Below are 22,570 nucleotides of genomic sequence, written 5' to 3'. Positions count from 1 at the left end.
GCGATTCAGGTCGTTTTCGTCGGTTCCTGCTCAGGTGCAGTAGCCGCTTCACGACTGTCGAGAATATGTTTGACGACAAACATGCCGCTCATCATCAGGTAGGCCACAACAAACATCATCGAGCTGCCTTCTGCAAAACCCACTGCCGGGGAGTGAATCACACCAAACAGCGACAGCAGTGCACCGAAGGCGGCGGCAATCGCCCCACGTAACGGCTTGTTCATGATGGCGAAGATAGCGACACAGCCCCACAGCATACTGGCCAGCGGCGCACCGCTTCCCAGATGCACCAGCCCGTCGTAGTACACGCCTTTACTGTGCAGCAGATCACTGCCCAGTTTCCCCGCAGAGGTTCCGGCGGCCCCCATCACGCTGTTAACGATGGTCAACGCCCAGTTGGCAATCCACGGGAACAGACAGATGAAGATGACGGGAACCTCGACTTTGGGCGTTTCTCGCACCACCTGGTTGGCAGTCACCACGCCGATAAATACCAGAATCGGCACTATCGCGGTCATCGGAATAATGGCGAGCATAAACGCGCCCAGCCCAAACAGCGGTACCAGAAACATGGTGATACCAGATGCCAGGGTATAACCGATGCTGGCGCCCATGGCTTTCCAGCCCGCATGCCCGACATACACGGTGACCGGGAACGGGTTGCCCAACATGCAGCCAAGCATGGAGGCAAAACCGTTCGCCATCATAACTTTACGCGTGTTGTACTCATCACCCGCGGCGTGCGCACTTTCAATGTTCTCAAGGTCAAAAATATAGTTCGCCAGACCCAGCGGAACCGCAGAAGCCAGGTACGGCAGCGCATGCGGTAATCCTTGCAGGAAGCTGTCGACGTGAATTTCCGGCGGGTTGAAGCCAAAAGAGGACATCGATGCTTTGATCGCTTCCGGGCTTTGCAAACCGGAGATCCATGCCAGGGCTGTACCGGCAATCAGCAACAGCAAACCGGTCGGAATGCGGGAAAAAATCGGTTTCTTACCGAACCAGTTGATGAAAATCAGCAACAGGACGATGAAAGAAACGGTCGGCGCTTCAAACGCCTGCAGCATCGGGTTCATCGCCAGCAGCAGCAGACCCAGACCGGATAAACAGGAGAGCAGTACCGTGCGCGGGATCATTTTGCGAATGGTCTCACCAAGGAAAGAACCGCCCACCAGGATCAACGCTTCGACAAAACACCACACCAGCGCTATCTGGATGGCGAAGTTAGCATCTTTGGTTTGCTGATAAACCGGCATCAGCACCAGGAACGTCACGGTAAAGATTGACGGTGCGCTGGGACCGGACGGTAACGCCGTCACATCATTACGGCCGGTGTGTTTTGCCATCTGCAAACCAAACCAGGCGTAGCAGATACTGGCCACCAGCACCGCCAGACCAAAGGCAGGCGCAATGCGGCCATAGACAATTTCAGTCGGGATGCCAACAACAAAAATGAGCAGTCCCATCATTGTCAGCAGGTTAGTCAGGTTGTTGGTCATCAGCCCAAAGTAAGCCGCCCAGTCACCCCGTTTCCATTCTAGTTTTATGCTGTTCATGGAATATCCTTTACAGGTTAAGCATCGTTTGCGATCGCGGAGATCGCCCAGCCCTGCAGGTAAGCAACGTTTTTCGCTTCGCTACCGTGGGGCTAACGGTGTTAGCCCCGGTTATTGTTATCAGCAGTAGCGGTCACGCCAGTTGAGGATCGCCTTTTCAAAACAGGCGAACGGCGGATGTACGATCCCGGCGCCGATCATGCCGATCCCCGCATCTTTATGCGCAATAGCGGTGTTGATGACCGGCAAAATGCCGGTACTTCCCACGCGCGTAATGTCGATAGCGGTCGGTACGCCCATAAAACCGAGCAGCGGAATGGTGACGTTCGGGTTTTCACCCAGCGTGATTTCACGCATCTGGCGAGAGAAGTCGACGGCTTCTTCAACCGTCCCCCCCACCAGCGCCACGATGGCCGGTGCCGTCGCCATCGCGAAACCGCCAATACCGTAGGTTTCGGTAATCGCGCTATCGCCGATATCGCGTCCTGAGTCTTCTGGCTTATAGCCCGCAAACATCGGGCCAATCACCTGCTGCGCCGGACCGGTAAACCATTGACCCGGTAAACCACTGATGCGCAGACCGAACTCAACACCGTTACGCGCCATCGTTGTCACCACGGTGCTGTATTCAATCCCGTGTGCGGCGTCCATCGCCGCTTTACACATCGCCATCCATGTTGGGCCGGAGAAGTAATCGCTGCTGAGGACAAACTCGAACACTTCACGCTGTTGCTCAACCGGATAACCGGCCTGAATGATCCACGGCGTCAGCGCCTGAATCAGCAGCGCCGTCCCGGCGTTGTTGCGGTTATGACACTCATCGCCCATGTGCAGCGCCTGCGCCAGCATCAGACGCAAGTCGATTTCACCTGCCAGTTTCATCGCATCACGCAGCATCGGCCCCATCACATCGCGCATCCAGTTCAGACGATCGATAACGCTCTGATCGTTCGCCCCCATGCGCAGGATCTTCGCCATCTGCTCGCTCATATTGGTATATGCGCGGTTGCCGTAGGTTTTGTTCTCCACGATGTGCATGAACATTGAGGCAGAGGTGACGCCCGCCATCGATCCCACACAGTCATGTTCGTGGCATGGGGAGAAGATGATTTCGCCAGAAGCCGCCAGTTCTGCGGCTTCATCCAGATCCTTTGCCAGTCCTTCAAATACCAGCGCCCCGGTGACCGCCCCTTTCATCGCACCGCACATTTTTTCCCAACGGATTGGCGGCCCGGCGTGCAGGATGGTGTTACGGGTCATACCCGGCACCACGTTAATGGCCTGGTCATACCCCACCAGCACCGGATGTGACTGGATAATGCGTTCCAGCGCCAACTGATTAGCAGCAGCAATTTTGTCTGCCAGCGAAGAATCGGCAATCTGATCCAGCGCCGCTACCACCTGCATGTTGCCCTGTCCTGGCGGCGTCCAGTCGAGTTGGGTCACAGGTACGTTCTGTTTTTTCAGGTCATCGCTGAACATCGCGATGCCAACGTTAATCACATTCAGCGGCTGGTTAAACAGTGTCTGGCTCATCAGGCTTCCTCCCCTTTACAGATAAATTCACGCGCCAGCAATCCGGTGTTGGTGCTACTGCTCGCCCAGATAACCCCGGCATCGGTCAGCATCTGGCACTGTTTTTCCAGTGACGGCGTATCCTGATCGGTTCCCAGCACATAGCCGAGAATCTCAAGCGGACGCCCCTCTGCAGCGGCGATCGCTTTGGCTTCAACGATCGCCTCAAGCATCACGCCAACCGGATCTTCATGCGATCCAAAGCCGAGGACGAAATCCATCACGATCACGCCAACGTCAGGATCGCGCGCTTCCTGCAACAGGCGACTAATACGGTTGGTCGGATCGATCATCGGGTGCGGTTTACCGTTGGTGAAATCATCATCACCGAAATCAAGGAAGGTATGTGCAATACTGCGGTTGAGATCCTGTAGACGGAATGCCGGGTCCGGATGAATGTTGCTGTACACTTCAGCATGTTTTTCCATGGCGGCAAACATCGCTTCATCACACAGCGTGCCACCACAGAACAGCCCACGAATGTACTTTTGCTGTGGCGTCAGACGGGCGCGGACCTCTTCAATCAGCGGCCAGTTCAGCGGATGCAGGTCCAGAGTCTCTTTTTTCACCCCCGTCAGCAGTACCGCTTTCAGCGCAGCTTCTTTTGTGCCACGTGCGAACTGCAGCCCCGCTTCATCCGCAGGCGCGGCATCACGTCCGAGGAAACAGACCACGACCGGTTTGCGGCAGGCACGTGCGCGTTCCAGTACCTTGTGGGCCACCGCTGGTGCAGGCGGTTTGGAGATCAGCGCAATGATTTCGGTTTGCGGATCGGCTTCCAACATGCCAATCGCATCAAGCATCATCAGACCACCAATTTTCTCGCTCAGATCGCGCCCACCCGTGCCGATCAGTTGGGAAATACCGCCGCCAAACTCATGAATACGCACGCTCAGTTCCTGGCTACCGGTACCGGATGCCCCCACAATACCAATGTTGCCGCGACGTACCGCATTACCAAAACACAGCGCCGCGCCGTTAATAATGGCGGTCCCGCAGTCTGGCCCCATCATCAACAGCCCTTTTTCGTGTGCCAGTTGCTTAAGCGCCAGTTCGTCCTCAAGAGAAACGTTGTCCGAAAACAGCATCACGTTGAGGTTATTTTGCAGTGCCTGACGTGCCTCACGGGCGGCGAACAGGCCGTTGACGGAAATCACCGCCAGGTTGCTGTCAGGTACGTGCTTTTTAGCGCTGGCAAGCGTGGCGTAGCGCGCTTCATGCTGACCGCCCTGCTCTTTATGCGTGAACAGCTCCTCAATTGCCACCAGCGTCTGCTCGTTCGCTGCTTCACTCGCGCCTTTAATGACAATCATCAGATCGCCACTCTTCGCTTCTTCCAGCTCAGGCGTGAGCAAGCCAAGATTCTTCAGCACGCCCTTGTTCATTTCCGTTGCCATTGCCACGAACGCCTGCTCCACACCATCGAGCTTATTTGCGCGTGTTGAAATAGACATCAGTGAAACAGAATCAAAATACGTATTCTTTTTAACAACTATCCTGATCGACATAATTCCCTCCGGACCTGTGGCTCAGGGCGCAGGCATCCGCCATGCCGTACAGCATGTCGCAGCCAGAACTTGAGCCGATATTTTTAATATCAGTTATATATTGCGTAGAAACGTGTTGTTGCTCATTAATAATATGGTTCAGCAGTCGCGCGACACTTTCCCGATAGCGCTGGTGAAAAGCCTCCTCCAGCGTAATTTTACTGAGTAATGTCGTATTATTTCCGTCACGCTGCAAGGCGGCTAAAAACTCTCCCCGATATTTTCCCAGCGGGTGTCCTGGAATAAATAAAATGGTACTTAGACCAACTAAATAATCATCGGATGATGGCGTCAACCCAATACCCAGACCAATTAAACGGCTGACGGCAGCAGAGATATTTTCTCCTGTGTTCAGCGCCGTCATTAATGTCTGACGACGCTTTAGTAATTCGCGGGTGATTTCCTGATAAAACGGGTTGTCACCCTGGTACAGAAATAATGTGTCGTCGTTTTTAAGCTGCTGGCGGATATCCTCTTCCCAGCGATGCCACCGAATAGCGGAGAACGCTGTTGCATCTGGCGTCCACTGTGGCATTCGCCACGGCAGGCACCCGGAAGTCTCTATCCACTTATCCTTACCAACGACAATCCCTGATTCGGTAAAACTGACCGGCTCACCGGGATGAAACAGGTCTTCACAATGCGTCAGCGCCAGCCGACAGCTATTTGGCGCGTTATCACAGCCTTCACTCAGTAACGTCAATAATCGCTGCTGCTCGGGTATGAACAGATTCACCGCACGGGAAAAAACCTGTTCTACTCGCCCGGTTCCCCGGAATGAAAGAAACGCACCGTCTGCGGTTAGCGCCCGAACGCATCGCCGTGATGGCGTGGCGATAGCGGCGCTCCTCCGTCAGGCTCCGGCGGCAATCAGCAGCTCGGCAATTTCGTGATACCCCTTTTCCCTCGCCAGCTCTAACGGGGTTTTACCGTATTTATCCGTCATGTGCGGGTTCGCGCCATGGTCGAGCAGCAGCTTGACGATCTCCTGCTGCTTCGCGCCACCGTCATTAAGTACGATAGCTTCCAGCAGCGGCGTCCAGCCAACGAAATTGGTGTGGTTGACGTTGATTTCGGTACGCAGTAGCAGCTCACGCACGATCTCAACATGACCTTTCTCACTGGCAGGCGTAATGCCGACCCCGCCAAAACGGCTCAGGCGCTCAAGATCGGGGTTAGCCGGTAATACCAAACGCAGCAGCGTTAAATCATTGGTCAGGCAGCTAATCAGGAATGGATTAAAGCAGGTTTGATCTTGTTTATTAATATCAGCACCGGCAGCAATCAATAAAGAAACGCAGTCATAATGTTTATTCAGGCTGGCAATAATAATGGCAGTACGGCCCTGACGGTTGGTGGCATTAATATCCACATTTTTTTCCAGACAGGATTTTAAACCTTCGGCGTTACCCTGTTCTGCCGCCAGCAGAAATTCAGTAATAAGTTCTTTCTCTGACATAATCACTCTCCTGCAGTTTTTTAGACTCTTCATATTTCCGATAACCTGAGAATAGCAACAGAGTTTAGAGAATAACATCCGCTTAAATTTCATTCATCGTAAGTGTGTCGATTGTTGAATCAAATTTAACAATGAGAGTAAAACGTGCTGTAGTGCAATCTTTCCCTTATGACTGAAGCCGTTTTAGCGGTGAATCAGAGTCTGGGGAAATCAGGCGGTATGCAGCACGGATAGCGGGCCGCAACTAAAATACAGAAGTGTGATTGCCTTCAAATCAAATGTAACTCTAGTGTTAAATTCTGTTCAAAACTGATTGCTCTCGATAAGGATTACAAATACATTCAACAATCATCGTATCGTGAACATCGCAGCCTGGCCTGAGGGGAGAACGGATGAATTCAATTTTTACCGAGGAAAACCTGCTGGCCTTTACGATGGCAGCGCGCTATAGCAGTTTCAGCAAGGCCGCTGAGGAGCTTGGCTTAACAACGTCGGCCATCAGCTACACCATCAAACGCATGGAGATGGGACTTGATGTGGTGCTGTTTACCCGCAGTACCCGCAGTATTGAGCTCACCGAGTCCGGTCGCTACTTCTTTCGCAAAGCAACCGACCTGTTGAATGACTTCCACGCCATCAAGCGCAGCATCGATACCATCGCCCAGGGTATTGAAGCCAGGGTCCGCATTTGCATTAACCAGCTGTTGTATACCCCACAGCACACTGCACGGCTGTTACAGGTGCTCAAAAAGCAGTTTCCGACCTGCCAGATAACCGTGACCACCGAGGTCTATAACGGCGTCTGGGACTCTATCATCAATAACCTGGCCAATATCGCTATTGGCGCGCCCGATACCCTGCTGGACGGCGGCGGGATTGATTACACCGAAATCGGCGCGATCCGCTGGTCGTTCGCTATCGCCCCGGATCACCCGCTGGCCTTTATGCCCGAGCCGATCTCAGAGAGTCAGCTGCGGCTGTACCCGAATATCATGGTGGAAGACACCGCGCACACCATCAACAAGAAGGTCGGCTGGTTGCTGCACGGGCAGGAGTCGATTCTGGTTCCTGATTTTAATACCAAGTGTCAGTGCCAGATTCTGGGTGAAGGCATCGGTTTTTTACCAGACTATATGGTACACGAAGCGATGGAAAAGTCGCTGCTGGTCACGCGACAGATCCATAACCCTCGTCAGGATTCACGCATGCTGTTGGCAACCCAGCACGCGGCAACCGGTCGCGTAACGCAGTGGATAAAAAAAGAGTTTGGCCCACAAGGGGTACTGACGGGGATTTATCAGGATCTGCTGCATCGGCAGTGATGTGCCGGATAAGACTATCCGGCGGAAATCCGTCTTCAGGCGCGAATATCGTCGTACTCGCGCGTTTTATCAAACTCATGTTTGGCAAACGGACACAGCGGGATCACTTTGCGGTTTTCGGCGCGCATTTTCTCCACCACCTTCGCCACCAGCAGCTTACCCACGCCCTGACCTTTCAGACTGGGGTCAACATCGGTATGCTCAATGATGCTCAGATGCTCGCCCGTCGGCACAAAAACGATCTCGGCGACCTGCTTGCCTTCAGCATCGTTAACATAAAACTTGTTATGGCCTGCAAGAATTTCCATGGTTCCCTCACTTATTTCTGGCGATATTTCAGTGCACCACTCGGACAGGTATCAATAACCCTGATAACCGTCGCAACATCGACTTCATCCGGGATGATCCACGGTTTACGCTTCAGGTTGAAAAGTTTTGCGCTTCCCCGAACGCAATTGCCCGAATGTCGGCACATCCCCGTGTTGAAATAGACATCGATCTTCTCGCCGGTATAGGCCCGGTAACCTGCATCCAGTAGTTCCTTATCCACGACATTGCCTCGCATTTTTTTATTGTCAGGGTCTAATCATAGACCCATGCGAGGCTGAAAGAAGCGGCTGAAAGCAGAAATATCACTCGGCCCTTTTGTGCAACGACGGCTGCGGCTCCATCGGCAAATACTCCAGCATCGCCGGTGTTGGCGGCGGCAGGCGATTATCGGCAATATCTCTGTCCACATCGATATGGCTGATCTCGCCATTCTCATGATGGTGAACCGTCAGCACCCTCGCTTTGTTCAGTTCTGTAACCAACTCGCGGGTAATGCGTAAACTTTCGGCCAGCTCATGCTCTTCCAGACCCGGCCTGCGGCTGCGTCGCTCCACCCGGAAACGATACTGGTTGTACTTAGCCCAGCCTATTAGCACCAGCCCGTTGACCAGCGCGATAAGGATGTAAAACGTCACCGTATCCAGAGTCGTGAAAAACGGGCGAACCCCCATATACGGCGAATGCGCCAGTGCGACGATCAACCCTTTATAAATCAGGTATAAGAACCCAATCCAGGCAATAAGCGTCAACACGACGTCGATGAGGCGCGGCAGCAGACGCCGTTCGGTAAAAATCAGCGGTTGGTTCATGATTCAATCCTCCCGATACCGCGGTCAGGACTGACCCAGCGCGCCCTGCCGCGTTTGCGTTTGAGCATCACTTTGGGGAACGCCACCAGCGTGGTGAACAGACTCAGCATCCAGTACACCACCGGGAACCAGATGATCCAGAACAACGAGGCTCCAATCCCTTTTTCATAGCGCCGTTCAATCATCAGGCTCACCGCGAACTGCAGCAGGCAGACCACGCCGAGGATAAGTCCAGTGAAGGCTGGCGGGAACAGATGCTGAACATACAGCGTGTCTGGCATCGGGAATAGCAGCCCTAACAGGAACAGCACGATACTAACCGCATAAGCAAATGCCCAGGCGGTAGAGAAACAGAACTCAAGGAACAGTGGCCACATACGGCGGAATTCCCACGACCACAGGCGGCGCATGTTAACGATAAACACCTCCGCACCACCTTGTGCCCAGCGCAGGCGCTGCTTCCACAGACCTTTCAATGTTTCAGGCATCAGGATCCAGCACAGCGCGCGCGGCTCAAAGAATACCGACCAGTGGCGCAATTGCAGCTTCCAACTGATGTCGATATCTTCGGTGATCATGTCCGGGCTCCAGTAACCCACTTCAGCCAACGCCCGGCGACGAAACGCGGCAACGACACCTGAAACAGTAAATATCTGCCCGTAAACTCGCTGGGTACGCTTAATTAAGCCGATAATCGACGAGAACTCGCCGACCTGTACGCGGCCAATTAACGTCGAGCGGGTACGAATACGCGGGTTACCGGTCACCGCACCAACGCGCGGGAACTGGATCAACGGGGCCACAATATAGGCGACAGCATCACGATCCAGTAGCGCATCACCATCGATGCAGACCAGGTAATCACTGCGCGCTGCCGCTGCACCGGTCTTAAGAGCCAGGGCTTTCCCCTGGTTTTCCGCTAAATGAATCACTCGCAGGCCTGGGTACTCTGTTGCCAGCTGTTCCAGAACATCGTGCGTGTCATCTGTCGAACCATCATTGATGGCAATAACTTCAATATTCTTGTATCGCTGAGCGAGTGCGGCCTCGATCGTCTCGCGCGCGTTGATCCCTTCGTTAAAACACGGGATCAAAATCGAGACCAGCGGATTTCCCTCCAAAGTAGGCGGCGGCGTTTCATCTCCCCATTTCCAGTGACGCTCACGGTAAAACCAGAAATAGACCCCGCCGCTTATCCACAATGCAGACATGAACAAGGGCCAGAAGAAGACAAAGTTCAACATAACTTCACCCGTGAAGACGACAGCCACGCCAAACGGCAGGCTGAACATCAGGCAAAGTATCAGGAAAGCAATTATGCGATCGGTCATTTTTGCGGGTACCAGTATGAGGAGAACGTCGAACGAATCTCTGACATCTCAGGTTTATCGCTGATGAAATCATCCGGGTAATAGCCGTAGTTGCCTGCGCCGCTTAACTTAAGCTGACGCATCCATTCGGCGAGTTGTTTACCACTGATTTCGGCCTGTTCCCCGGATTTACGCCAGTCGCGTGCCTGCAGTTCAAACACGGTTTTATCCAGCGCGCCGGGAGTCTGTGCAACAGCATTCACCAGTCGGTCGAGCCAGGCGTTAGCATCATTAGCCGGAATTTTTTCCATGAATGGCATCGCCATGGGCGCTGTCCAGTCATAGGTATTCAGGAAGTCATTCAGGTTTTGCGCAAACCAGGCTTCACTTTCAGGTTCCAGTACCGGCATAGCATAGATATTACGGGCGGTTTGCACCTGCGGACCGCGAATATTGCGTACCGATTGCGTCAACTGCTTAGTGAAGTCGATCAGCATCTTACTTTTCAGGCGAGTCCAGCGCTCAAACGCCTGAGGGTTATTACGGATTTGCTCGATGCTTCCCGGAAGTCCTGCGGCACGGTAGGCGGCTAACGCCTCCGGCGACGCATCTTCAAAATCCGTCAGGAAGGCATCATCATGGAACAAGATGCCTTTGAAGCTGGCGTGCTTCGCCAGGTCTTCATAGATCTCGGTAATGCGTTTACGCGCTTCGCTGCTCCACGGAGAAAGACGCACATACTGTTCACGATCGATAGCCGTACGTCCGGTTTTCGGATCCCATGCCGTTACACGCGGAATTGAGGCATCCAGATCGAAAGCCAGCACCGGCATCCAGGCGTACACAGTAACCCCTGCCCGGGTTTGTAACTGCCAGGAAATATAGTTAAACAGATCGGCACGCATCGGCAGCCAGCGGTTAGGGAAATAGACCTCACGAATATTCCCGTCGCCCTGCGGATCGGCATATGCCTGCAGGAAGACATGAGAGATACGCATGTCATAAACACGCTGAATCAGCTTATCGATGTTTCTCTTCTGCTGGGCGGGATCTTTGTCATAGACGTAATCCAGGTCGACATGCATCACGCGCATCGTCTGCGGTTCACGCACCTGAGCAACCTGGCTGGCAAAACGCTTGAGCGAGGGGTTATCAGAGATCAGCACACGCGGGATATCATCCAGGAATGCCGCATTCGCCAGCCCTTCATTGAGCGTAAACGCCATCTTATAACCCTGCTCTTTGGCCAGACTTAAGGTCGTGCCATTCGCGGCGCCGTATGGCCAAACCCATGCGCGCGGTGATTTCCCCGTTACCGCTTTAATTTTATTGGTGATCAAAGAGATATCGGTATTAATACGGCGATAGTATTGCTCGTCCGTTTCGTAAGTACCTGTTTTCTTATCGTAAAGACGGTTTGCCACAGCAGGTTCTTTACTTCCCTGCGGGTTCGCCTCTGCCCCGAAGTGCGAGTTCCAGGTATGCGCGCCGATTTCCACCAGCGGCGATTTGCCCATTTCCTCGACCATCTTCCAGGTGGCGAATTTGTCGCGCGCCGTCATCAGGCCACCAAAATCGACTTTTTTATCCGCAGGGGCATCCACCCAGCTTCCAACAGGTGCCCAAAGGGCTGGCCAGTTGTAGGCTTTCAGCAGCGGCCAGACGCGGGTATAGAAACTGCTATACCCATCATCAAAGGTGAGCAAAACCGCTTTTTCCGGCAACACGATTTTACCGTCATGAGCATCCAGAATTTGCTGAACGCTAATCGGGTTATAGCCATTATCACGGAGCCAGGCTATTTGATCGCTCAGTGCGCTGGTACGCACAGAGAGGTAGCGCTGATCGGCTGCGCCATCCTCTACATCGTGATAACCCAGAACCAGAAAACTATTTTTCGGCCACGGGTGATCGGCCGTCAGCGGCGTTCTCTCATCAGGAGGAACATACCGAGGTGTCGTATTGTGCGCACTGCTGCACGCGGTAATCATCAACCAGCCTGCGATGAGTGCGCTAAGCCATAGGCATCTTTTCAGCATGAACAATCCTTAAAACCTGACATTCAAATCGAAAGCGAGGGAGATATTCCGCTCACGTTTACCGTCGTAGGGGCGTTTATCCCACACCAGCATCACCCCGCCATCTACGACGTTGTTCCATTTAAGCCGTTGACCGTAACCCAACTGGACGATGGCCCCTGCGTCTTCACCTTGTTGCCAGTAGCCACCCACGCCAGCCACTCCCTGCTGTGTCCACACGGTGTCATAGTGTCGGTAAAGAACCTGCTCCGCGGTCAAGCCGGGTACCACGGAGAAATCACTTTTGGGGTTGTAATACGGCACATTCTCTTTGGTGTTGGTGCTACCGCCGATACCCGGGGTAAAGTCCAGCGTGAAACGCGGTGTTGTCCACATACGCTCTTTTCCGCTAAGCCCGTATTCGATACGATCGTTACCATCCGAGAAATGTGAGGCTGCAAACGATAATTGATACTCTCGCCGCTCATTTTGGTACCAGCGAACATACATATCGCCGCCGTTTGCATATACGCCGCTACGCAGCGCACGCAGTGGTGTATTGCGGGAAAGACGCTCTGCTGACCCACCGACACGCCAGTTATCATTGAAGTCATGCCAGGCTGAAAGACGGCCCCCCATTTTCTGCCCGTCGCCATAATTACGGCCAGACAGTTCCATTTCGGCCCAGTAATCACGTGAAGTCCATTCCGCACCAGCTGCCAGATCGCGGCTGATGCCTTTCCCTTCTTCAAACTCACCGGTGGCAAAGTTGAAACCGGTAAACAGCCGCCAATTGTCATTAATCGGCGGGCTGTAAATCGCAGTATTGATGTTGAAGTCATTCTTACCGCTGACCGGACTATCGGAGGAAATCCCCTGCGTACCGCTGATACGCACTTCCGACATTTTGTGCACATCACGGATCCGCGCCAGGCGCAGCGTCGCTTCGTCATCCGGGCTACGGGCGATGACATCATCGGTCAGCTCGTCGGCCTGTTTCCACTCCTGAAGATCCAGCGCCACATAGGCCTGCTGACGCTCCAGCTCAAGGTTGCTGGGCTCGATCACTTCCGCAAGCTTTAGCTCCTTTTCCGCCGCATGTGGCAATCCACGGGCTTCCAAAACGGAGGCATAGGTTATGCGCAGCCCCTGGTTACCTGAACCCGTTCGTGCCAGATGTTCTGAGAGTTTTTCTGCCTCTGGCAGTTCATTGGCAGCAAGATGATATTGCGTCAGCAGCGTCTGCCCGAGCAGCCAGTTATCGTTAGGCTGTGGCGTTGGCGAGCCATAGATCCGACGCAGATACGGGCTCTCTTTGATCACGTCATCGACTTGTTTTTTAGCGGCATCAAAGTTTTCATTATCAATATGCGCATAGAACAGATCCTGTTGATCTTCAGGACTGAGCGGCGTCACAGGGATAGGCCCGTTCGGGTAATAGATGCTCGTCAGCATTGCTTCCGCCTTTTCCGGCTGACGTTCGCTGAGCCACGCCGAAGCCACCCAACGTTTGGCATAATTGGGCACTTCACCGTCCGCGGAGAGAGATTCGTATTCCTGAATCACGTCGGCAGTACGCTTACGCACCAGCAGGGCGCCCATGCGGTCAATTCTCGCCCGGCGCACATCCCCCTGGGCTGCGGGATCATCTTTCCAGGCTGCCAGCAACTGGTCATAGCGGGCAAGCGCTTTATCCGCCACGATAAAACGCTCATCTTCATTTCGTGCAGAGGTATAAGAAGCGCGCACCTTTTCGGCTGCAGCATCAAGCTCCAGACGCCGCTTAACGGGGTCAGATGTCGGAACCACTTCCGTCAGTCCCAACGCCGGTTCAGCTACACGGTTGGCTGACAGCGCTGACAACAGCGTGGATTGTGCATTTCTGTTACCCGGATCGACCTCGCCCGCCTGGCTGGCGACAAATAACGCATCCCAGTTTTTCCCCTGTGAATGATACACATAGGCAAGCAGTGCATCAGAGTCAGCCCCTGGATGCGCACGTGCCCATTTGTTCGCTTCAGTCAGGGCCTGTTGATTGTAACGTGCATCCGCCAGCGTCATGATCCAGCCAGTACGTACATCGGCGTTCTCAGGCTCTTCCTGTACAACGCTCTCCCAGAGCGCTAATGATTCATTCCAGCTCTTCTGATTGCGATACGCGCGCGCAGCAGCCACTTTACCACGTGCAGGCACATCCATCTGCCCACGATACCTCTGCCAGATATCGATGGTTGCTTTATCGTTGTTATCAACCCAACTGGATACTTGCAGCCAGTCAGCCACCTGATTGGGCGTTAACGCACTTTTCTTTCCCTGCTCTTCAAGGTAGCGCAATAACGGTGTGCTATTACCACCTCGCGCTTCAATAACCAACGCATCATAATCTGATACTGCTGCAGAGGCTTGCAATGGGAAAAGAACGCTTGCCGTAAATAAACAGGTTGCTGACTTAAAGCGTTTAATAAAGTTGGCATGTCGACGCATACTGAACATATCTGCCCTTATATCTTACATCACAGTAAAAATAAGCGTTTTCAATAAGTTATAGTCATTTCTTGACGATTGCCGACCATGTAAAGTGCACTGCCGCTTATTTCGTAATATGGCTAAAAATCATTTAATTCTTTCGTCTTATTGACTCCCTATGACTCTTCCACTCGTCGTTGAGAGGCTGGCGAAAGCTCAGGAATTTTATCACTCAGTGTGGGGTCTTGCTATGTTATAAGAAAACTCTTAGGCAAAAAAAGTATTTTAAACCAAATTATCCTAATACTCTTGGGATCGAATACTGGATTTAGATTAAATTTCCGTGACGAAACCACGTAACGATGATAACTATTATCAGCAAATATAGAAACGCCAGGTAACTGTTTGCCTGATAAGCATTTTGAAAATTGGCAGGAAAAACCTGATAATTAACAGTAACTGATAACATCATAAATAACATCCGTTAATTTTAAACGGCTAAGTTTCAGGGTAAACCGGGCAACATAAAACCAGGTAAAAAGAATTAGATAAATTTATAACAACTTGAAATTAAAGTATTTTATTAAAAGCAACTTTATCACCTACCAAAAATGGCATTGTGGCCCTCCCCCCAATGAACCACCACAGGTAATTGTTAATTCCACTACGCCCAGGTGTATTTATCATTCCGAAAAACTGTACTTATCTATTTGTTAAATTATTGGCGATATCAATGACAATCAATTTTTACCCTTACAAAATACAAGTCTAATACTATTGAATGATGTCCATTGAGCCATAAGCTTTTTCGCTTACCCTTTCCGCATTCTTTCAGGTAATCTGGCAAAAGACGCCAACGGGAACTGGTCAATGAAAATCGTTAACGCAGAAGAAAAGCACATCCCCGCGATCCATACTATCTACGCACATCATGTTCTTCACGGGACTGCCAGCTTTGAGACCGACCCGCCAGATACCCGAGAGATGCTTGTTCGCCTGACTAAGATCCGCGAACTGGGGTTGCCGTGGGTTGTGGCCCTGCAGGACGAAAAAGTCATCGGTTACTGTTATCTCACCCGCTACCGTGAACGCTACGCCTACCGTTATACGCTCGAAGATTCGATTTATATTGATCCAACAGCACAACGTCAGGGCGTGGGCAAAGCGCTACTACACCATGTCATTACATGGGCAGAAACACACGGCTACCGACAGATGATTGCCATCGTCGGCGACAGCAATAATCAAGGATCGCTGAAAGTCCACCAGCAGGTCGGATTTACGGAGGTTGGCACGCTAAAGAATATTGGCTTCAAGCATGGTCGCTGGCTCGATACCGTATTGCTACAACGTCATCTGGGTGAAGGCAACAGCACACTGCCGCCCGATGCTGGCGTGATTCTCTGAGGGAAAACGGAGGGGGCAGACCCCCTTAATACTTATTTCATCCATTTGCCTGCTTTATATCGCGTTCTGACTTCAGTTCTTCTGTACGTACATTAACCTCAGCAGAAGCCATATCCAGTCGTTTCTGCAGCTCTTCGCACATGGTTTTAGCTGGGCTTGCTCCGCATTCTGTGCATCCTGCAGGGCTGTTTTCTACTCCTGTTTGGTACCCGGTCTTCCTGTACCAAACAGGCTTTAAGGTCACTCGAGGAAAGAGAGTTGTTTTAGTGTCGCTTCCAGTGCCCGCATTTCGCTTCCGTTGAGAGTCTGAAGCGGGAACGGCAGGCAGGGGGACTGAACCGTTCCCTGGATCTCTGCGACGCTTGCAATAACCCGCAGGCTCCCGTGACGTCGATAAAACCCCCATAATGGCTCAACGGCACTATTCAGTTGCCTGGTTTTAGTGACATCCCCGGACAATGCCACCTGGGTCAGATTCAGTGCATACTGAGGGAATAACCCCCCCAGCACCGAATACCAGATCTCACAACCCGCCAGCAGACCTGCGGCCGCCTGAGCATCGCCACTGATCCCCAGCGATACCTCCTGCGGTATCTGATTTTTCAGCGTTTCAACCCGCCGTTTTGCCATATCCTGTTCGGCCGGGAATTCCCCGAGTTTGATTGAGCCGATGTTAGGCAAGTGAGACAACGAGACCAGTAGTTCATCGCTGAATTCGAATTTCGTGGTGGCTGCATTGTCATAAATGCAAAGTGGCACGGATAACTCTGCCGTGACCCGTTCATATAACTGGTAGACCTCCTGTGCCGTGAGCGGCTGGTAGGAAACGGGGGCCAGTAACACACCACTGACTCCAGCCTTCTGCGCATCTTCCGCCAGTTTCAGTACCTCGTCTGTCCGAACAGCACCAATACTGGTTATCACCGGTATACCGGCTGCCGCGCTGACTGCCAGTTTTGTCGCGCAGTATCGTTGTTCCCGCGTCAGATAGGCATAGCTGCCGGTAGAGCCCAGAGCACCGATGGAGTCCACTCCGGCCTCAGCCAGATTCTGAATCAAAGAGGTGAATCCGGTCGTATCGATTTTCCCGTTGATGAGGGGGGTCAGCGGAAAGGCACTCATACCTGTAAACATGATGTTTCCTTATTGAAAAGAGAACGACAGATTTGTATCGACAAGCCCGAAAGAGGATCTGAGTGCTCCCTTAAAAGCCAGTCAGAAAGGCTGGCCACCATTTTTTTAGCCAATTGATCCTGAATTCTTAACCACAATGAATTCAATCAGTTAACAAATATTCTTCGGCAAAAAGCCATAATATTGCCGGAATCTGGCGATAAATATTGAGCCAGAAAGAGATCCACAACGTGACGCAATTTCATCGATGGGTGACGTACACATTTTCCGAAATCCAAACAAACCCCAAGTTGTACCCAAGAAGTTTTTCCTTGCCATCGATACCATCCCTGTTTTTTTGCAGCTCCTTACGATTTTTTACCTGTAAAAAAGCGGCCTTTCGGCCGCCGTAACTGAATCATAACGAGGAATTAAAAGTTATAGCGTACACCGATATTGCCGTGCAGCGGTGATTCTGTTTTGTCGCCTTTGCGGTAATCGATTTCCGCATACGCCTGAATCTGCTGCGTGAAACGGACGGTTAACCCGCCACCGACTTTCAGGCTGTCGCCGGAGAAATCCGTATCAAAGGTATTGCGCTGGTTAATCGTCACATCATTATTGCTGATAAATTCATGCTGCCAGGCCAGTGTCGCATAAGGGGTGATGCTCACCTGATTGTTCAGAGCGAAATCTTTTCCCACATGCAAGCCGAGCTCTGATTGCAGGGATTGCTGTACATCCAGTTTTGCCTGCATATTATTATTCAGGTGAACAGATTTACCGTCGGCACGCATATAGCTTAGGCGGGCATACGGTTCTGTCCAGAAGGCTTTCGGCAGGTCAAACGAGTAACCGGCTTCAGCGGATCCCCCGTAAGCATTCTGTGAATAATCGCTGCGGATGCTGCTGCTGTTAGTGGAAACTGCACGTAACTCATTGTTGAAATGGTTATATTTCAGCACACCATCAAGATACCAGCCGTTGTCCGAAAGCCAGGTGGCGTAACTACCGGCAGTAACACTGTCGATGCTGCTTTCGCCGCCGCGCTGATGATCCAGTTTGACGTCGTTATAGCCGGTAAAGACGCCGAGCCACAATTTTCCGTTTTCCAGCGGAACGGATTTATCCGCACCCAGCTCAAAACCGGCCTGGTTCAGTTGGAAGTGTGTGTGTCCGGTACCTGCACGGGTTCTGTCACCGGTCAGACGTATCCAGACCCCCTCATCGCCCGGATTATCCCGTAATTCACCACGGCGGAACCGGAGGTTGTCGAGTTCTTGATTAAAAATCAGCTGCGGCGCGGCCGCCATAGATAACACCGCATCGGTGGATGGTGTGGTTTTATCGTCGGGTAAGACCGGCGGAACCGGTTTTCCAGATTCGCCCGGTTCATCTTTCTGAGCGGCCAGATACCAGATTTTACCGTCCTGCTCATCACGTTGATAGAGCGAGTACATATAGGTCCCGCCGTCTACTGCATTGATATTGGTGCCATCGAGAGCATTCAGGTGGAACCGTGCATTGCTGCTCTCGTCTGTGATCAGGTCAAGGCGTGATTCATCCGGACGGGTAATTTCAGCCCCGGAATCCTGTATATTTAGCGCATGGTCACCACTGCCGTTATGGATGGTAAGGTAATCCCCCTGTTGTTCCGCAATCGCCGTATTCATATGGAATGTCTGGCTGCCGGAGAGATTATCAATGGTCAGATGGCTGTATCCGGCGTTGCTCGGTGCGACAAACCACACCTGCCCCTGGCCGCTGAGCGAACCGGCAAATACAGCATTCCCGGCATCACCGGTGATCACCTGCAGGGAGCTGTCCGGGCCGGATAAGATAACATTTTCAGCGTAAGCTCCGGCATCTGCGGCCAGTCTATCTTCCGAACCGGCGGTGAGTTGCACCTGAGACTGCTGATTAACCGTGGTTACGCCGAGGAGCTGAGCCCCTGCCGCCAGCCGACTTTTGGCACTATCATTCAGTGTGGTGTCAGTGGCGGAGGAGCCGCTGTAAATACTTTGCATTGAGGTGTCATACAATTCGTTATTAATGGCTTGTCCGCCGCCACTGATTATCTGGGCGCCGCCATTTTTTATCTGGTTGAATTCCGCAATACCTGCAGTGGCTGCTGCATCCTGACTGAAAATGTATTGCTGGCCACCGTCAACGATTGTATTGGTGGCTTTGGAATCATCAGCCACATATTGCCGTGCTCCAGCATTCACGAGAGTGTTATCCGCAAAACCTTTGTCGTTTAATTGTTGTAATCCGCCGTTATTCACGACCGTATTCAGGGATTTCCCGTCCTGCTGAACATATTCATAGCCGCCGTCATTGACCTGTGTACCGGTCGATTCCCCACCCAGGTAAATAAATAATTTCCCGCCGCTGTTGACGATATTATTTTCAGACCGACCTGGGTCATCTGCTTCACCGGTATTACTGACATAGACGGTTCCGCCATTGAGTACAGAATCTTTTAACATACCGCCATCCAGAACACGGATTAATCCGCCGCTCTGAATATCAATGCGACTACCAGTGGCCGGGTTACTGGTGTTATATCCGTTCGAAGAAATATGCGTTGTTTTACCAATCCAGACCTCAGCACCGCCCTGAACCTGGGAATCCTCAAACAGGCCGAGTACATTGAGTTTACTACCGCTCAGCAGTGTCATATTTTTGGCAATGCCGATATAGTCGGTGGGAGCACCGATAACCGATGCACCAACTTCATAGCACTGGTCTGCGTTGAGCTCTCCGGTCAGTGTATTGCCTCCGCCGTAAACGACATCGCCTCTGTCACCACAGAATGTTTCAGCCATAGCCAATGAAGGTGTTACAGTGAAAATTATGGAAAGAATAGCGAGATATAATATTTTGTTTTTTGTTTTCATTAGTTGCTCTTTTGTGTAGATATATATGAAAGCCATTTCATCAAGCGGAAAAAATAATTTAAAGAAAGGTGATTTATATTAATTAGAAAATACGCAAATAAATGCATCAGTATATGTGCTGGCGCAAATTAATAAGATAACTTTTATTTCTAAATATGCTTACACCCCGTATAAGCAAATAAACTTTATATATAACCCTTCGCCTCATTGATAATACGATGTAATATATCATACAAATTAGCAGTATAAATAGCCTTAATTATCAAGATTTATCCTATTTTCATCCTATGAAAAACTAGAATTCAAGTTTGTTTTTTGTGTTGTATTTCAAAGTATTGTATTGATTTAAAGATGATTTTGATGAAATGCTTTACTAAAAGCAGGAATGGCTAAATCAAGTTGTCGCGGAGTAAATCTTAATGCCCTATAAGAATGAACATAAGAAAGAGAACGACTAGCGAGCGCGAGTCGATGTGATGTTTAGGTACAGCCACTCATGGGACATGGTAAGCGATCTGCTCTGGTGTTTCGACGCCTTCAGCAATGGTGTTGATACCCAGCTTAGCGGCCAACCCAGTCACACAGTCCAGCAGCTCTGTATGCCCGGTCTGCATGTGACTGACAAACAGTTTATCTATCTTGAGGTAGTCAGGCTTTAGCGAGCTAACCCAGGCCAGATTGGAATACCCGGTGCCAAAATCATCCAGTGCAACAGCGGCACCGGCACGTCGCAGCCAGGCTAATCGTTTTTCTGTTTCCGGGGTCAGTGCCAGTTGTTCACGTTCGGTGATTTCCACCGCCAGCGTGATGATATGTTCCCTTGTACCACAAACCAATCACGCGACAGATGCGGGCGTAGAACAATGGGGAGTGTAAGTTGTACCTGCTAAAGTGGGGGCAACGTAGCTGACTGATAAATCATAATTTGTTGATTTGTCAGGAGGCTGGAGCGGGCGAAGGGAATCGAACCCTCGTATAGAGCTTGGGAAGCTCTCGTTCTACCATTGAACTACGCCCGCGAAGAGGTGCGTGGGCCATTATAGACTTTACGCACCCTCTGACAAGCCCAAACGATGCTAACTGCTGATAAAATAGCCTTTTAGCACTTAGGTTTACTCCCCTGCGGCGGTAAATAACGCAGCGGATCAATCGCCGTTGCGCGATAGCGAATCTGGAAATGCAGGCGTACAGATGCCGCATCAGTGCTACCCATGGTGGCAATTTTCTGCCCGGCCTTCACGCTCTGCCCGTTGTTCACCAGTAGCGTATCATTATGCGCATAAGCGGTAATGTAATCCTCACTGTGCTTGATCATGATGAGGTTGCCATAGCCCCGCAACTGGTTGCCGACATAAACTACCTTCCCTGCCCCCGCCGCATAAACCGGTGTACCGCGCGCAGCTGAGATATCAATACCCTTGTTGCCGCCATCCGCCGTTGAATAAGGCAGGATCACTTTTCCGCTGGCTGGCCACAACCAGCAGCGTTGTCCCACCGGCGGCCAGGATGACTGCGGTACGGAGGAGGACGGTCTGACTGCCGCTGTTTTTGTGGAAGATTTTGTGGTGGTCTTGCCGGAAGTCGGCCTGGTTTTCGTGCTACCGCTAAGCTTCAGCTTTTGCCCTACTTCGATGGTATAGGGAGGAGATATGTTGTTGAGACGGGCGAGATCCCTGACGCTGGTACCGGTAGAGCGTGAAATCGCGTACAGCGTATCGCCACGCTTCACGGTATACGTAGAACCGGAATCAGATGAACTGGAACATCCTGCAACGATCAGGCTGCCCACCAACATTATCAAGATATAAAAGCGTTTACTCATCAGACATTCTGCACTAAACACGAACGTTCACCTCCAAACCAGAGGCAATTATCATACCAGCCAGCCGGACGATCCCCAATCGCTTCGGCTCAACCTGATGTATTAAACGGATATCCCTGCGCAATAATATCCATCAGCACGGGTAAATAAGGCATGGAAGGTAATTTCACCAGCGCTGGCGGATTGCTAATGACCGCGACCGGATTGCGCATCTGCACTATTAAACTATTTCCGGTCGCCAACATGCTGCCAGGGCTTGTTTTGGTAATGCCTTTGTCCCATTTATGGGCTACCCTAGTGGCCTGAGTACATGACCCGGCGGGTTTGTGCCGGGTTATTTTTTCTTTTCAGGAGTTGTCATGGCCGGGGAACATGTCGTTTTGCTGGATGAGCAAGATATACCTTCAGGTATACTCGAGAAGTATGCCGCCCACACTCACAATACCCCTCTACATCTCGCGTTTTCCTGTTGGATTTTTAACGATCAGGGCCAACTGTTAGTTACCCGTCGTTCACTGCACAAAAAAGCCTGGCCAGGTGTCTGGACAAATTCGGTGTGCGGTCATCCACAATCAGGGGAAACAACTGAAGACGCCATTATCCGTCGCGCCCGCTTCGAGTTAGGCGCTGGCATTCGCGCACTCACGTCCGTCTACGCTGATTTTCGCTATTGCGCCGCAGATCCCAGTGGAATTGTGGAAAATGAAGTTTGCCCGGTATATGCCGCACAGCTAATCAGCACGCTACAGCCGAATGCGGAGGAAGTGATGGATTATCGATGGAGCAATCTTGAGGATGTGTTATGCGGGATTGACGCGACACCGTGGGCCTTCAGCCCGTGGATGGTAATGCAGGTTTCAGACGATAAGGCGCGAAAATTGTTGCGCGCATTTTCCAACGGTCATTAATTGCCGGATGACAACGCAAAAGCGTTCT

19 protein-coding genes, 1 tRNA gene and 1 pseudogene are annotated in these 22,570 nt (G+C 51.7%); 4 read left to right on the top strand and 17 right to left on the bottom strand.

Translation table 11 applies throughout. The features are described 5' to 3' along the window. Positions 1 to 5: 5 nt before the first annotated feature. From ACLJXE_RS18755 to ACLJXE_RS18735, 5 genes are all read right to left on the bottom strand, one after another. Positions 6 to 1,556, bottom strand: a complete 1,551-nt coding sequence (locus ACLJXE_RS18755; protein ID WP_410751669.1) for a xanthine permease — start codon at positions 1,554 to 1,556, stop codon at positions 6 to 8. A gap of 120 nt (positions 1,557 to 1,676) precedes the next feature. Beyond that, positions 1,677 to 3,092, bottom strand: coding sequence for a DUF1116 domain-containing protein (locus ACLJXE_RS18750; protein ID WP_410751668.1), 1,416 nt, complete (start codon positions 3,090 to 3,092; stop codon positions 1,677 to 1,679). Further along, positions 3,092 to 4,639: an acyl-CoA synthetase FdrA gene (gene fdrA, locus ACLJXE_RS18745; RefSeq protein WP_410751667.1), complete on the bottom strand. Its 1,548-nt coding sequence runs from the start codon at positions 4,637 to 4,639 to the stop codon at positions 3,092 to 3,094. The genes ACLJXE_RS18750 and fdrA overlap by 1 nt, the downstream gene beginning before the upstream one ends. Then, positions 4,617 to 5,414, bottom strand: coding sequence for a DUF2877 domain-containing protein (locus ACLJXE_RS18740; RefSeq protein WP_286629578.1), 798 nt, complete (start codon positions 5,412 to 5,414; stop codon positions 4,617 to 4,619). Before ACLJXE_RS18740 ends, fdrA begins: the two co-directional genes overlap by 23 nt. A gap of 117 nt (positions 5,415 to 5,531) precedes the next feature. Beyond that, positions 5,532 to 6,137 carry an ankyrin repeat domain-containing protein gene (locus ACLJXE_RS18735; RefSeq protein ID WP_410751666.1) on the bottom strand — a complete coding sequence of 202 codons (606 nt, stop codon included), beginning with the start codon at positions 6,135 to 6,137 and terminating at the stop codon, positions 5,532 to 5,534. 392 nt (positions 6,138 to 6,529) lie between these two features. Between ACLJXE_RS18735 and ACLJXE_RS18730 the strand changes: the two genes are divergently transcribed. Further along, a complete protein-coding gene (locus tag ACLJXE_RS18730; RefSeq protein ID WP_410751665.1) occupies positions 6,530 to 7,459 on the top strand; it encodes a LysR substrate-binding domain-containing protein in 930 nt (309 codons plus the stop codon). A 35-nt stretch (positions 7,460 to 7,494) separates the two neighbouring features. On the opposite strand, the gene ACLJXE_RS18725 is transcribed toward ACLJXE_RS18730, so the two are convergent. The 6 genes from ACLJXE_RS18725 to pgaA all read right to left on the bottom strand — a co-directional run bounded on the left by ACLJXE_RS18725 (position 7,495) and on the right by pgaA (position 14,419). Then, positions 7,495 to 7,767, bottom strand: coding sequence for a GNAT family N-acetyltransferase (locus ACLJXE_RS18725; protein WP_101741591.1), 273 nt, complete (start codon positions 7,765 to 7,767; stop codon positions 7,495 to 7,497). An 11-nt stretch (positions 7,768 to 7,778) separates the two neighbouring features. Next, positions 7,779 to 8,009, bottom strand: a complete 231-nt coding sequence (yjdI, locus tag ACLJXE_RS18720; protein ID WP_286629576.1) for a 4Fe-4S mono-cluster protein YjdI — start codon at positions 8,007 to 8,009, stop codon at positions 7,779 to 7,781. Positions 8,010 to 8,091: 82 nt separating this feature from the next. After that, positions 8,092 to 8,598 (bottom strand): poly-beta-1,6-N-acetyl-D-glucosamine biosynthesis protein PgaD, encoded by a 507-nt coding sequence (pgaD, locus tag ACLJXE_RS18715; protein WP_410751664.1) that lies wholly within the window; start codon positions 8,596 to 8,598, stop codon positions 8,092 to 8,094. Then, on the bottom strand, positions 8,595 to 9,929 hold the full coding sequence (gene pgaC, locus ACLJXE_RS18710; RefSeq protein ID WP_410751663.1) for a poly-beta-1,6-N-acetyl-D-glucosamine synthase: 1,335 nt from the start codon (positions 9,927 to 9,929) through the stop codon (positions 8,595 to 8,597). Before pgaC ends, pgaD begins: the two co-directional genes overlap by 4 nt. Further along, a complete protein-coding gene (gene pgaB, locus ACLJXE_RS18705) occupies positions 9,926 to 11,947 on the bottom strand; it encodes a poly-beta-1,6-N-acetyl-D-glucosamine N-deacetylase PgaB (RefSeq protein ID WP_410751662.1) in 2,022 nt (673 codons plus the stop codon). Before pgaB ends, pgaC begins: the two co-directional genes overlap by 4 nt. A gap of 9 nt (positions 11,948 to 11,956) precedes the next feature. Then, positions 11,957 to 14,419 carry a poly-beta-1,6 N-acetyl-D-glucosamine export porin PgaA gene (gene pgaA / locus ACLJXE_RS18700; RefSeq protein ID WP_410751661.1) on the bottom strand — a complete coding sequence of 821 codons (2,463 nt, stop codon included), beginning with the start codon at positions 14,417 to 14,419 and terminating at the stop codon, positions 11,957 to 11,959. 843 nt (positions 14,420 to 15,262) lie between these two features. Here pgaA and ACLJXE_RS18695 point away from each other — a divergent pair. After that, positions 15,263 to 15,799 (top strand): GNAT family N-acetyltransferase, encoded by a 537-nt coding sequence (locus ACLJXE_RS18695; RefSeq protein ID WP_410751660.1) that lies wholly within the window; start codon positions 15,263 to 15,265, stop codon positions 15,797 to 15,799. 240 nt (positions 15,800 to 16,039) lie between these two features. Here the strand turns inward: ACLJXE_RS18695 and ACLJXE_RS18690 are convergent, their stop codons facing one another. The 6 genes from ACLJXE_RS18690 to ACLJXE_RS18665 form a co-directional block, all read right to left on the bottom strand. Further along, positions 16,040 to 16,933 (bottom strand): dihydrodipicolinate synthase family protein, encoded by an 894-nt coding sequence (locus ACLJXE_RS18690; RefSeq protein WP_410751659.1) that lies wholly within the window; start codon positions 16,931 to 16,933, stop codon positions 16,040 to 16,042. A gap of 410 nt (positions 16,934 to 17,343) precedes the next feature. Beyond that, the gene (locus ACLJXE_RS18685; protein ID WP_410751658.1) at positions 17,344 to 19,740 is read right to left on the bottom strand and encodes an autotransporter outer membrane beta-barrel domain-containing protein; all 2,397 of its coding nucleotides are present in this window, start codon (positions 19,738 to 19,740) and stop codon (positions 17,344 to 17,346) included. Between the two features lie 566 nt (positions 19,741 to 20,306). Then, positions 20,307 to 20,648, bottom strand: coding sequence for an EAL domain-containing protein (locus ACLJXE_RS18680; RefSeq protein WP_286629568.1), 342 nt, complete (start codon positions 20,646 to 20,648; stop codon positions 20,307 to 20,309). A gap of 109 nt (positions 20,649 to 20,757) precedes the next feature. Beyond that, a tRNA-Gly gene (locus ACLJXE_RS18675) sits at positions 20,758 to 20,831 on the bottom strand. 80 nt (positions 20,832 to 20,911) lie between these two features. Then, positions 20,912 to 21,634, bottom strand: a complete 723-nt coding sequence (actS, locus tag ACLJXE_RS18670; protein WP_286629567.1) for an amidase activator ActS — start codon at positions 21,632 to 21,634, stop codon at positions 20,912 to 20,914. Between the two features lie 89 nt (positions 21,635 to 21,723). Continuing rightward, a complete protein-coding gene (locus tag ACLJXE_RS18665) occupies positions 21,724 to 21,852 on the bottom strand; it encodes a hypothetical protein (RefSeq protein WP_410751719.1) in 129 nt (42 codons plus the stop codon). Between ACLJXE_RS18665 and ACLJXE_RS18660 the strand changes: the two are divergent. Then, positions 21,800 to 21,940, top strand: a pseudogene (locus ACLJXE_RS18660) (DUF554 family protein); the annotation flags it as partial. The gene ACLJXE_RS18665 and the pseudogene ACLJXE_RS18660 sit on opposite strands and share 53 nt — an antisense overlap. Positions 21,941 to 21,993: 53 nt before the next feature. Next, on the top strand, positions 21,994 to 22,542 hold the full coding sequence (gene idi / locus ACLJXE_RS18655; protein ID WP_410751657.1) for an isopentenyl-diphosphate Delta-isomerase: 549 nt from the start codon (positions 21,994 to 21,996) through the stop codon (positions 22,540 to 22,542). Positions 22,543 to 22,570: the final 28 nt, after the last annotated feature.

It is taken from the genome of Citrobacter sp. U14242 (assembly GCF_046555775.1).
Taxonomy (GTDB): domain Bacteria; phylum Pseudomonadota; class Gammaproteobacteria; order Enterobacterales; family Enterobacteriaceae; genus Citrobacter.
This window is presented reverse-complemented; position numbering and strand designations above follow the sequence as displayed.

What these genes read in the sequence shown, in the direction of transcription:
- ACLJXE_RS18755 (WP_410751669.1), bottom strand. Translation starts at nt 1,556, where the DNA reads ATGAACAGCATAAAACTAGAATGGAAACGGGGTGACTGGGCGGCTTAC.
- ACLJXE_RS18750 (WP_410751668.1), bottom strand. Translation starts at nt 3,092, where the DNA reads ATGAGCCAGACACTGTTTAACCAGCCGCTGAATGTGATTAACGTTGGC.
- fdrA (WP_410751667.1), bottom strand. Translation starts at nt 4,639, where the DNA reads ATGTCGATCAGGATAGTTGTTAAAAAGAATACGTATTTTGATTCTGTT.
- ACLJXE_RS18735 (WP_410751666.1), bottom strand. Translation starts at nt 6,137, where the DNA reads ATGTCAGAGAAAGAACTTATTACTGAATTTCTGCTGGCGGCAGAACAG.
- ACLJXE_RS18730 (WP_410751665.1), top strand. Translation starts at nt 6,530, where the DNA reads ATGAATTCAATTTTTACCGAGGAAAACCTGCTGGCCTTTACGATGGCA.
- ACLJXE_RS18725 (WP_101741591.1), bottom strand. Translation starts at nt 7,767, where the DNA reads ATGGAAATTCTTGCAGGCCATAACAAGTTTTATGTTAACGATGCTGAA.
- pgaD (WP_410751664.1), bottom strand. Translation starts at nt 8,598, where the DNA reads ATGAACCAACCGCTGATTTTTACCGAACGGCGTCTGCTGCCGCGCCTC.
- pgaC (WP_410751663.1), bottom strand. Translation starts at nt 9,929, where the DNA reads ATGACCGATCGCATAATTGCTTTCCTGATACTTTGCCTGATGTTCAGC.
- pgaB (WP_410751662.1), bottom strand. Translation starts at nt 11,947, where the DNA reads ATGCTGAAAAGATGCCTATGGCTTAGCGCACTCATCGCAGGCTGGTTG.
- pgaA (WP_410751661.1), bottom strand. Translation starts at nt 14,419, where the DNA reads ATGTTCAGTATGCGTCGACATGCCAACTTTATTAAACGCTTTAAGTCA.
- ACLJXE_RS18695 (WP_410751660.1), top strand. Translation starts at nt 15,263, where the DNA reads ATGAAAATCGTTAACGCAGAAGAAAAGCACATCCCCGCGATCCATACT.
- ACLJXE_RS18690 (WP_410751659.1), bottom strand. Translation starts at nt 16,933, where the DNA reads ATGTTTACAGGTATGAGTGCCTTTCCGCTGACCCCCCTCATCAACGGG.
- ACLJXE_RS18685 (WP_410751658.1), bottom strand. Translation starts at nt 19,740, where the DNA reads ATGGCTGAAACATTCTGTGGTGACAGAGGCGATGTCGTTTACGGCGGA.
- actS (WP_286629567.1), bottom strand. Translation starts at nt 21,634, where the DNA reads ATGAGTAAACGCTTTTATATCTTGATAATGTTGGTGGGCAGCCTGATC.
- idi (WP_410751657.1), top strand. Translation starts at nt 21,994, where the DNA reads ATGGCCGGGGAACATGTCGTTTTGCTGGATGAGCAAGATATACCTTCA.